At 43.0% G+C, this 10,377-nt stretch carries 11 protein-coding genes; 3 read left to right on the top strand and 8 right to left on the bottom strand.

The annotated features are described in order from the left end of the window. Positions 1–709 precede the first annotated feature (709 nt). From EO98_RS04900 to EO98_RS04890, 3 genes are all read right to left on the bottom strand, one after another. Positions 710–1,060 (bottom strand): nascent polypeptide-associated complex protein, encoded by a 351-nt coding sequence (locus EO98_RS04900; RefSeq protein ID WP_048133924.1) that lies wholly within the window; start codon positions 1,058–1,060, stop codon positions 710–712. Positions 1,061–1,147: 87 nt separating this feature from the next. After that, positions 1,148–1,468, bottom strand: coding sequence for an iron-sulfur cluster assembly accessory protein (locus tag EO98_RS04895; protein WP_048133923.1), 321 nt, complete (start codon positions 1,466–1,468; stop codon positions 1,148–1,150). Between the two features lie 300 nt (positions 1,469–1,768). Next, positions 1,769–2,914 (bottom strand): hypothetical protein, encoded by a 1,146-nt coding sequence (locus tag EO98_RS04890; protein ID WP_048138505.1) that lies wholly within the window; start codon positions 2,912–2,914, stop codon positions 1,769–1,771. A 161-nt stretch (positions 2,915–3,075) separates the two neighbouring features. Between EO98_RS04890 and EO98_RS04885 the strand changes: the two genes are divergently transcribed. The 3 genes from EO98_RS04885 (at position 3,076) to EO98_RS04875 (ending at position 6,547) form a co-directional block, all read left to right on the top strand. Then, the gene (locus EO98_RS04885; RefSeq protein ID WP_048138504.1) at positions 3,076–5,055 is read left to right on the top strand and encodes an amylo-alpha-1,6-glucosidase; all 1,980 of its coding nucleotides are present in this window, start codon (positions 3,076–3,078) and stop codon (positions 5,053–5,055) included. Between the two features lie 127 nt (positions 5,056–5,182). After that, positions 5,183–5,545, top strand: a complete 363-nt coding sequence (hisI, locus tag EO98_RS04880) for a phosphoribosyl-AMP cyclohydrolase (protein ID WP_048138503.1) — start codon at positions 5,183–5,185, stop codon at positions 5,543–5,545. Between the two features lie 456 nt (positions 5,546–6,001). Then, entirely contained in the window at positions 6,002–6,547 is a 546-nt protein-coding gene (locus EO98_RS04875) for a carbonate dehydratase (RefSeq protein ID WP_048138501.1), read from the top strand. 94 nt (positions 6,548–6,641) lie between these two features. Here the strand turns inward: EO98_RS04875 and EO98_RS04870 are convergent, their stop codons facing one another. The 5 genes from EO98_RS04870 to EO98_RS04850 form a co-directional block, all read right to left on the bottom strand. Continuing rightward, on the bottom strand, positions 6,642–6,920 hold the full coding sequence (locus EO98_RS04870; protein WP_048138499.1) for a winged helix-turn-helix domain-containing protein: 279 nt from the start codon (positions 6,918–6,920) through the stop codon (positions 6,642–6,644). A gap of 202 nt (positions 6,921–7,122) precedes the next feature. Then, a complete protein-coding gene (locus tag EO98_RS04865; RefSeq protein ID WP_048138497.1) occupies positions 7,123–7,770 on the bottom strand; it encodes an adenylate kinase in 648 nt (215 codons plus the stop codon). A gap of 93 nt (positions 7,771–7,863) precedes the next feature. Next, entirely contained in the window at positions 7,864–9,339 is a 1,476-nt protein-coding gene (gene secY / locus EO98_RS04860; RefSeq protein WP_048138495.1) for a preprotein translocase subunit SecY, read from the bottom strand. Positions 9,340–9,481: 142 nt separating this feature from the next. Then, positions 9,482–9,904: an uL15m family ribosomal protein gene (locus tag EO98_RS04855; RefSeq protein WP_048133909.1), complete on the bottom strand. Its 423-nt coding sequence runs from the start codon at positions 9,902–9,904 to the stop codon at positions 9,482–9,484. Between the two features lie 10 nt (positions 9,905–9,914). Continuing rightward, a complete protein-coding gene (locus EO98_RS04850; protein ID WP_048138493.1) occupies positions 9,915–10,376 on the bottom strand; it encodes a 50S ribosomal protein L30 in 462 nt (153 codons plus the stop codon). Between the last annotated feature and the right edge of the window lies 1 nt (position 10,377).

Raw genomic sequence — 10,377 nt, 5'->3', positions numbered from 1 at the left:
TTACTGTACTGAAGTGTGCGAGCCTTCGGGAACTCTGGATCGCTGCCAAACTCACCCTATACTACTTTAAATCTACTCTGAATATCGTTTTCTCTAAAATTGTTTTTCTGAAATGGTTTTCTGAATTGTTTTTCGATACTGATTTTTTTATATTACTGTTGTTTTACTTCTTTGAAGCTGCTATTCTTCTTGATCTTGTTACTTTGTCTCTCTTCTGGACTATTTTGTCTGCCTTTATTTTTTTATACGTTTTTCTGATATTTTTTTGATATGTTTTCTCTTTTGAAACCGTTTTCTAAGTTTTATTTCTTACCTTTTTCATCCCGTTATTTTCATCCGTTATTTTTTTACTTGATTTTTATGGTCTGACTCTCTTTTAGCTATGCTTCTCTAAAAGCGGGTTCGAATCGAATCATTTGAAGTACTTGTTTTCTATTCCGGCCCCCTATCTAAGTCCCGAAGGGAGTGTGATACTTCAACATTAAATCCAGGGCTTATCGTAGGAAGGATTATTATGACCTAAAAATAGACTGAAGTGTTCAGCGTAGATTAAGATATATAGAGTGAACTGGATAAGGCGTCCAGAAAAATACTCGGAAAAATCTTGAGATTAATGCTCAGGAGAACACCTGATATAAAATGTTCAGGCAGAACGATCCATATTTGAATTTTTAAAAAGATAACAGGGTAGTAAAATGAAGAAAAGGGATCAGGCAGAAAGTGCCACAATGGCTTCTGCCAGATCTCCGTTTGAGTTCTTCAGGGCTTTCCTGGCATCTTCTTCGGAGACGCCTGTCTGCTCCATTACGAGTTTGATGTCTTCGGCAGGGATTTCCAGAGATTTTGGGACTTCCTTTGCATCACCTACAATCTGATATGTTTCCGAACCCTGGACTGTCATTATAGTGACATTTGCGTTCTCAATAATTATATTAGAGTTCGCAGTCTTTATAATAACCTCTTCAATGTCCTTAAGCTCCTTAACATCAATCCCCATCTGCTTCATCATCTGTTTCATTTTAGCCGGGTTCGTCCCCCGACCTCCCATTCCTGGAAACATAAATTCCCTTCTCCTTTGTTTTCATTTTTTATTTGCTTCTTCAGGTTCGGGTATTTTTTCATGCCCCTGTGAGGTTTTTGCTTTTATTTAATGGCATCCACCACAGGTACCGCATCCGCCACCGGCACCGAGGTTGCGGATAAGGAAGCCTTTTCCGTTTTCATCTTCAACGTAATCAATGCTGCCTTCAGTGAAGCTGCTCTCGATGTCTTTTGCCATTACCAGCTTAATTCCGTTGCTTTCCATTGTCACATCGTCTTCCTTCACTTCATCATCAAGGGCAAGACCGTACTGGACTCCACTGCAGGCTACTCCAGCAACAAAGACCCGGAGTGCAAGGTCAGATTTTCCTTCCTGTTCCAGCAGTGTTTTCAGTTCTGCAGCAGCTTTTTCTGTTACTTCAATCATTTATATATACCTCTTTTTATTTTCGATAATTTTAAAATACTGAAGACCTTTATTTTCTATAAAATGTCATCCGTTACAGCTTATAGATAACTCATCAGCGTTATATAATCTTGCATCTAATACATATAACGCTTATGCGAGATGGCATCTCTTTTATCTGAAAAATTTTTCTCAAATAAGTCTTCGAAGGGCAGATTCCTTCTCCTGGAAATCCGTTTTTCTCCCAAGACCTACTTATATTTCATGTCTTATATATTTTTCTTCCAATACTTTTTCTTCCATTTTTTTTCCAGGTCTCTCTTAAAGGAATTCGGCATCTTCATCTATAGGTTCTTCAAGCACGCTGGCATTATAAGCATTGATCTCAAGAGAATTCCGTTTACCCTTCACTTCCCACACAGGAATATATACCAGATCCATGTCAAGTTCTATTTCATCGGCTTTTGGGCTGATGCTCTTCTGTTCATATATAATTGCCTGCCCTTCCAGATTGTTAAAGCGCATCTCACGTGTATTTTCCTGTATTATCAAATCAAGAAGGACTTTCTCTGCCTGTTTTTTATCTACATTAGGCCGCTTTACTTCATACTGCACTGCCGGAATCCTGGTCGGATTCCCAAGACCTTCTATATCAATATTTTCTTTTGACTTGTTCAGAGCATTAAGATAGCCATCCCCTTCTCCTGTAATGCTCATCACTTTTGATCTGAACCGTTTTTCTGCCTCAACACTGTAGGAATACTTCCAGAAAGGTACGAATTTCAAAATCGCGTCTTTAGGGCTGCTGATATAGGGTTTTGCAATGATAATTGCCTGATCTTTAGATATCCTGGGTTCTACAGATTGTATGTTCAGCATATCATACGGCTCAATTCTGGAAACCTCGCTATTTTCCAGTCTCTCTAAAGGTTTTCTCTCCTCAACTGGTTTTGGAAGGGTTCTGGGTTCAAAAGAGATTTTTTCTGTTTCTCTTGACATGTCTTGAAGTGGTACAAGTCTCCCATCGGAGTAAAACTCCTGTCTGAAGTCTTCCTCTCCCCAGTTTTCTCTGGTGAGTTCAGGGATAGCTTCTACCTGGTTCTGAGATTCCTTTAAAGGTATTTCAGATTCCGTCTGATAAGCACTCGATTTTCTTTCCATATTTGCCAGAACCGCCCTTCCGATCTGGAGAGCCAGTTCGTCTCTGTCCCATATGTATATTCCGAGTTCAGCTGCATATTCATTCAATTTTCCCGACATTTTCTGGGTCATCACATATATTCCGGTACAAGCTTCTATCTTTTCGGAAAAATATTTTATCTCCTCGTAGTCTGGCTTCAGGGCGCACATGACATAAGCTTGATGCCCATTTTTCTCTACACGGATATCAGACTGACTGGATATTATTACATTGTATCCGGATGATTTGAAGATATCAACAAGGATTTCTAAAAGGTCTTGATTCATAATTCTCACTTTCTTATGTCCTGTACAACTAAAATAGTTTATGTTTACAATTGAAATATAATTATCTTAAAACTTATTATACTGTATACTTCTTTCTATGTTTAAACCCCCTCCTTCCAAACATACAACTATATAATAAATCAAATCCTAATCATGTATGTATGAGTGGGATCAGGCTTGGAGCAGATTCATTTTCTACTTATGAAGAAGGTATAAAAAAAGAATGGATTATAGGGAACGGGCTTGGAGGATATGCTTCATCAACAGTCATTGGAGCAGATACAAGGACTTATCACGGACTACTTGTAGCAGCTCCGGAGAATTCTCCAGGAAGGATTTTGTTACTTTCTTCTCTTGATGAGGAAATTTCTATCAATGAAGAAGTCTATCGACTTGCAACCCATAAATATCCGGGCACTGTTTCTCCTACGGGTTTTAATTACCTTTCCAAATTCATTCTTGCCCCCTTTCCCCTCTGGGTTTACCAGCCCGATGTTTTTACCGTGAAGAAAAAGGTCTTCATGGTTCATAATAATAATACGACCTGTATTGTTTATGATGTCAGATCCAGAAAAGAGGGAGCTTTGCTAAGAATTTTCCCTATGGTAAACTCAAGAGATTTCCATTCCACTACTCGCTCCGGAAACCTTTCCTTTTATCAGGAAGCCGAGTCTACAAGATTAAAACTGGAAAGTTCTAATGGTTTTTCTTTCTCGCTTTTGTCCAATCTCCAGTACCATAGTAATCCGATGTGGTACTACAATTTTGAGTATGATACTGAAAAGGATCGCGGACTTGCCTTCCAGGAAGACAACTTTAACCCAGGTTATTTCGAAAGCAAACTCAAACTGGGAACTTCCCGGTTTTTTATTGTTGCTTCAACCGAAGATATTTCTTCCCTTACTCTTGAGCAAGTTGAGGAACTCTATACAAGGGAGGTTTATCGGCAGAATCTTTTTGCTTTTAATTCCAGGCTTACCGAACCTTTCGCCCTTAAGCTTCTCAGGGCAACTGACTCTTTTATTGTGAAGAATCCCTCTACAGGCAAGAAGTCGGTAATTGCTGGATATCACTGGTTTGCTGACTGGGGGCGGGACACCATGATTTCTCTGCCGGGTCTTCTTTTAGTTCCCCATCGATTCGATGAAGCTCGGTCCACTCTCAAAAACTTTGCAAAGCACTGCCGGAGGGGATTGGTCCCTAATACTTTCCCTGCTCTCGGAGGAGAGCCAGTCTATAATACAGTGGATGCTTCTCTCTGGTTTATTCATACCCTTGGCCGATATTTCGCATACACAAAAGATTTACTGTTTCTCTCTGATGTTTGGGATACTGTAGAAAGTATCATTGATAATTACCGTAAGGGTACAGACTTTGGAATCGGTATGGACTCTGATTATCTTATTCGGCAGGGCCCTCAACTGACCTGGATGGATGCTAAAATAGGGGATAATCCAGTGACCCCAAGGGCAGGTAAAGCCTGTGAGATCAATGCCCTCTGGTATAATGCTCTGAAAACTGCTTCCAGACTCGGAGGTCTCCTTGGCAAAGAAACTTCTTCATATGAAACTCTTGCAGCCGGGGTAGCATCTAACTTTGAAGAAGTTTTCTGGAATCCGGAGACTAACTGCCTCTATGATGTCGTGTCTGAGGATGAGGCGGGAAATCAGATTAAAGATCCATCGATCCGCCCTAACCAGATTTTTGCAGTAGCGCTCCCTTACACAATGCTTTCTTCTGAGAAAGAAAAGGCTATTGTGGACAGGGTGGAAAAGGATCTGCTCACGCCTTTCGGGCTCAGGACACTTTCAAAGGATAATCCTTCTTATAGAGGACGCTATCAGGGAGGTCCTCAAATCAGGGATCTGGCCTACCACAACGGAACCGTCTGGCCCTGGCTTCTTGGGTCCTATGTCAAAGCCTACAGGAAAGTACACAACTACTCAAAAGAGAGCCTTGAAACTATGCGTTCCCTCCTCAAAGGTTTTGATATGCATCTTGAAACGGCAGGTGTAGGCACTATTTCCGAGGTATTTGATGGTAACTACCCTTACTCTCCCGGGGGCTGCATTGCGCAGGCCTGGAGCGTTGCAGAGATTTTAAGGGCATACGTGGAAGATGTACTTGGGATCAAACCGTAAGAACAGAACTTCGTGAGAGCAGAACTTTTGTATCCTCTTCAAATTTGGTTTTTCAGAGGTTCTTTTTTTAAACAGGAACTATTTTATTAAACCTCCCTTTTTATACTAGTTTGGCAATCTATCCTCCATGATTGACTTTGATACCCTGAAATATGAAAATGGCCTGATCCTTGCCGTAGTTCAGGACCAGATTAGCAGGGAGGTTCTGATGTGCGCCTATATGAACCGGGAAGCCCTTGAAAAGACTGTAGATACAGGAATCGCCCATTTCTGGAGCCGTAGCCGGAAGCAGCTCTGGAAAAAAGGGGAAACTTCGGGAAATTTGCAAAAAGTGAAGGAGATTCGGATCGATTGTGACATGGATTCCATTCTCCTCTTTGTTGAACAGATCGGAGGAGCCTGTCACATGGGGTACAGGTCATGTTTCTATCGAAATCTCGAAGGAGAGGTTGTAGGAGAAAAGGTCTTTGAGCCTGAGGATGTTTACTGAGCCTCCCTTCTATTTTCTCCCTTCTATTTTCTCCCTTCTATTGCCTCAATTATGTTTACTGAACCGTAATATTCTATTTATTCCATTTTTTACATTTGTCGTCCATTGTTATGTGGTTGATGTTTTGAGACACCTATTGTCTTCCTTAAAACCCTGTTCTGAGAGGTCTTAATCCTTAAATACAGTTAGCTGTTATTTTGTTTTGAACTTCTCGGGACACGTTAACTTTCCTTTTTTCTCACATTTCTCGCCAGAAGAACTACGCTTTCCATGAGCTATTTCCTGGAAAAAAATATTGGATTATATTTTCAGGGGTTGTTGAATCAAAGCATAGTTTTAAATAACTTATCATAATTTGTCATAAAAAAGCTTTGAAGCCTGAAAACAGAGAGCCTTATTCGGGATAAAAATTCCAAACGGGATTCCGTGCGTATCCCCACATAAAAGAGGTAAAAAATGCATCTACCAAACCCCCATAAACAGCACCCAAAAGTCAGCAAAAAGGCATGGATATCCGAAACTGCAGTAATAATCGGAAACGTAAGTATTGCAGATGATGTATTCGTCGGGCCCAATGCAGTCCTCAGGGCAGACGAGCCCGGATCATCCATAATCGTTCACAGCGGCTGCAATGTACAGGACAATGTCGTGGTCCATTCCCTCTCACATTCCGAAGTGCTGATCGGCAAAAATACTTCCCTTGCCCACGGCTGCATTGTACACGGTCCTTGCCTGATTGGAGAACGTTGCTTCATAGGGTTCGGGGCAGTGGTGTTTGACTGCAATATTGGAAAAGATACGCTTATCCTCCACAAATCCATTGTTCGTGGAGTAGAAATTTCCTCAGACAGGATGGTGCCCGATGGGATCGTGGTCACCAGCCAGGACTGTGCTGATGCTCTTGAGGCTATCACAAAAGACTTGACTGAGTTCAAAAGATCGGTTGTCAGGGCCAATATTGACCTTGTGGAAGGTTATCTAAGACTCAGAGAAGAGGGCTGAAGGAAAAATACTGTCAAAGGTAAAAATTGTACTATCCGGAGTTATCCCGGAGGACGAAAAAGAAGTGATTCAGATAGAAAGTATCTGACCAATATTAAAGGTATTTTCCCTCCAGCTTTTCCAGAATCTTTTTTCCTTTATCCGTAAGCATGTATTTTTTCCAGGTCGTTTTCTCAGGAGTCAGGCACTCGATTAAATCCCTTTCCTCAAGTTCTTTTAAAGCGCGACTGATATTTTGTGTAGACCTGCTTGCTTCATGGGCGATATCCGAAGCCCTTACTGCGGTGTGCTTTTTCATGGACTCCATAAGTATCAGGCGGCGGTCAACGCTGATAACCCACTTTATTAGTTCGTCTATAGAGTTTTCAGTCATGTTAATTCAGATTCTCCAGCAAAGCTTCCTACTGAGATAAGCAGTCGCATAATATTTAAAATTTAATCACTCTGTCGCGTAAGAAACCATCAGGAGAGATAATTCGAGGATTAAAAGAACTCAAAATATTAAGAAAATTTAAGAACACCGGAAAATAAAAAATAATAAAAAAGTAAAAACAAATGAAAAAGAAAGGAGGAGTTCAGGCAAACTTTGCAAGAATTGCCTTAATATCCTCAAAGACCACGTTTATATCCTTTGTACCGTTAAGGGTGACAAGGATCACTTTTTCTTTATAGTAGTTGATGAGCGGCTGGGTCTGCTTTTTGTAGACATCCAGACGGTTCTGGACGGCTTCTGCAGTATCATCGACGCGCTGGAATACCTCGGCGCCGCAGCTGTCACATATGTTGTCTTTCTTTGGCGGGTTAGAGACTACATGGTAGCTTGCTCCACATTTGCACATCAAACGCCCGCTTATTCTTCCTACAAGCACTTCGTCAGGTACCTCAAGGTTGAGGACGACATCGATGGGCTTGTCAATTTCATCAAGGATTGCTTCCAGGGCATCAGCCTGGGGGACAGTCCTCGGGTATCCGTCAAGAATGAAACCTTTTTTGCAGTCTGCCTCTGTCAGGCGGTTTTTAATTATTCCAATAAGCACCTGATCAGGGACAAGTTCTCCCTTGTCCATATATGCCTTGGCTGCAAGTCCCAGTTCCGTTCCTTCTCTAACATTTGCCCGCAGTATATCCCCTGTGGAAATCTGCGGAATTCCATAGAAATCAACCAGTTTTTTGGCCTGGGTACCTTTGCCGGCACCCGGGGGGCCGAAGAGTATTATGTTCATTCGAAGATCCCCTTTTTGTGTCCTTTTATTTGATTGTTTTCCTTTCTGACCTATCTTTTTCAGTTATCTCTGCAGTTAGAGGTTTATCAGCCCTTACTGCTCCCCGAAGAAGGAACGGATCATCGGGTGCATCTCCATCATCTGCTCGGAAGCGATATCCTCGTACAGACGGTACACAATGCTTACTGTAAGCAGCAGTCCGGTACCTCCGGCACTTCCTAGAGTACCAAGTAGGCTTGCAACCAGGGTGAGACCCCCAATGAAAGCTCCTCCTATCACGGTAACCTTTGGAATGTAGCGCTGCATAACCTTTTCAATACTGCCGATGTTCCGCCTGAAACCAGGGATCTGCATTCCGGAATTGAATATCTTCTGGGCTGTGGGTTTTGCACCCATGCCTGTGGTTTCTATCCAGAAGAGGGCAAATATAATCCCGCCTCCGATCAACATTATGGCATCCATGAGGACGTGAAGAGCGATCTGCCAGGTAGCCGGAGCAGCTACTCCATAGGTTGCAAAGGATTGCTGCACAAGGGACGGTATCCAGTCATATGGGCTGTGTATGGGAGCCAGGTAATACATGATCCCATTCAGTGGTTTTGAGCCGCTGAATTCTCCGAGGAAGGTAATCCCTCTGCCGGAAAGGATAATCCCGACCATCTGAACGTTAGCCTGAAGAGCCCTGACAAGGATCATGGGCAGGACTGATGCGTATATAAGCTTAACAGGGAAGCGTCCCCTTGCCCCTCTAACCGCACTGTGGGCGAGAGGGATCTCAATTCTCGTACTCTCTACATATACAACAAGCAGGAAGATGAGAACCGTGCTCACGAGAGCGAGGATTCCTCCTCTGACAAGCAGGAACATCAGACCTTCACCGGAGAAGAGATAGTCTGCTCCGGTGTTCTGGGCGATGTAGATCCATTTGGGAATGAGTCCGACAGGAAGCCCTTCCTCAAGTTGCCAGTTAAAGATACCTGTAACGATCTGCTGGGAAATCCCTGCAACGATGAAAAGCCCAACTCCTGACCCGATGCCCCACTTGGAAATCACTTCATCCATGAAGAGGATCAGCATGCCTCCGATAAAGATCTGGACAAGGAGCAGTAAAGTGATCACTCCCAGGCCTACACCAAGAGTCGAAGCAAGCCCCGGATCCGGCTGGATGTATCCGCCAAGAAGCTGCGGTAGAGCTTCCAGAAGGATCATGACAAAGACAAGGAACTTCTGGGCTCCCTGAAAGAATGCCTGATCTTTGGGGTTAGAAAGATCCATTTTTATAATGTCTGCCCCAACAAGAAGCTGCAGAATAATAGAAGCCGTGACAATTGGCCCGATACCGAGAAGGACTAAAGATCCAGAAGCCCCGGCAAAGAATGCACGGTAAGATTCAAAAAGGTCAACAGAATCCTGAGACATTCCGAAGAGCGGCACATTTGCAAGAGCAAAGTACAGCACCAGAACTCCCAGAGTCCACCAGAGTTTATCCTTAAAGTGGACGTGTTTTTCCGGACTTGCTACTGCGGGTAACTTGTTAAAAAACGGTTCTAATGTATCCCTGAGAGTCATCGATTACACCATTCAAAATATACATTTATTTAGACTATAATAAATATTAGATTATGTTTTACCGTAAGATAAAAGGTATATAGCACATCTAATATAAAAAGTTACTAAAAGAATGAAATAAGTAGGGTCGGGATGACACTACTTATTCGGCATCGATGCAACTTCCACCAGCGTTTTCTATTTTTTCGCGGGCAGAGGCTGAAAATTCCTCTGAAGTGACCACAAGGTTCTTCATGACACGTCCGCTTCCAAGTACCTTCTCGATTCCGAGATTTTCAAGGTTAATGTGGTATGCGCCGTCCTTAACTTCCGCAAGCCCTTCTTCAACAAGATAGGGGGCAAGTTCGTCGAGCTCTCCAACATTTACTATGGAAACGTCCTTTGATATTCCATCAGGGCGCTTGAAACCATGCTTACCGTAGCTGTACCCACGCATCATAGCTCTTACGAAGTGGTGTTTACAGCCACCGGCTTTCCCACGGCCTCCGCGGTTTCCGGCTCCACGCCTGTTTTTATGGGTCCCGCCTCCGCAGGTCCTGGACCCTCTGAACTTCTTAGTATCCATTTAAACCACCTTATCTCATCTTGTGCAGAAGCACGTTGATATTTTCATCGTGGTTTCCGAGTACGCCACCCTGCTGTACCGTCCTCTTAATCCCTGCATGCCCTTTTCTGGCCGGGTGAAGCCTGAAAACAGGCTTCAGTTTTGGGACATCCTTAAGGAAGGCTTTCCCCTCGACAACGGCTTCTGCAAAGGCCAGTATGGAATCATACTCCGTGTTTTCACGGATGTATTCTTCTGTGAGGCGGGTGTCGCCTTCAAGCCTTCCGCGGTTTTCAAGGACTTCTGCAAGGATTTTTGCATCAATCTTTCCGTATGCAACGTAGTCCTTCACTTTCTGGACCATACCATTGTAATGAGGATTTTCCGGCACAAACACACAGTGGTTAATTTTGTGCAGGCGGAGCATCTTCATGGTATCCTCAATGGTATAGCGTACGTTGACCGGACCTCTCATTCTCACAACTGCATACATC

Source organism: Methanosarcina sp. 2.H.T.1A.6, from assembly GCF_000979455.1.
Taxonomy (GTDB): Archaea; Halobacteriota; Methanosarcinia; order Methanosarcinales; family Methanosarcinaceae; genus Methanosarcina.
Note: the sequence above shows the minus strand (reverse complement) of the source record. Positions and strands in the feature narration are given on the sequence as shown.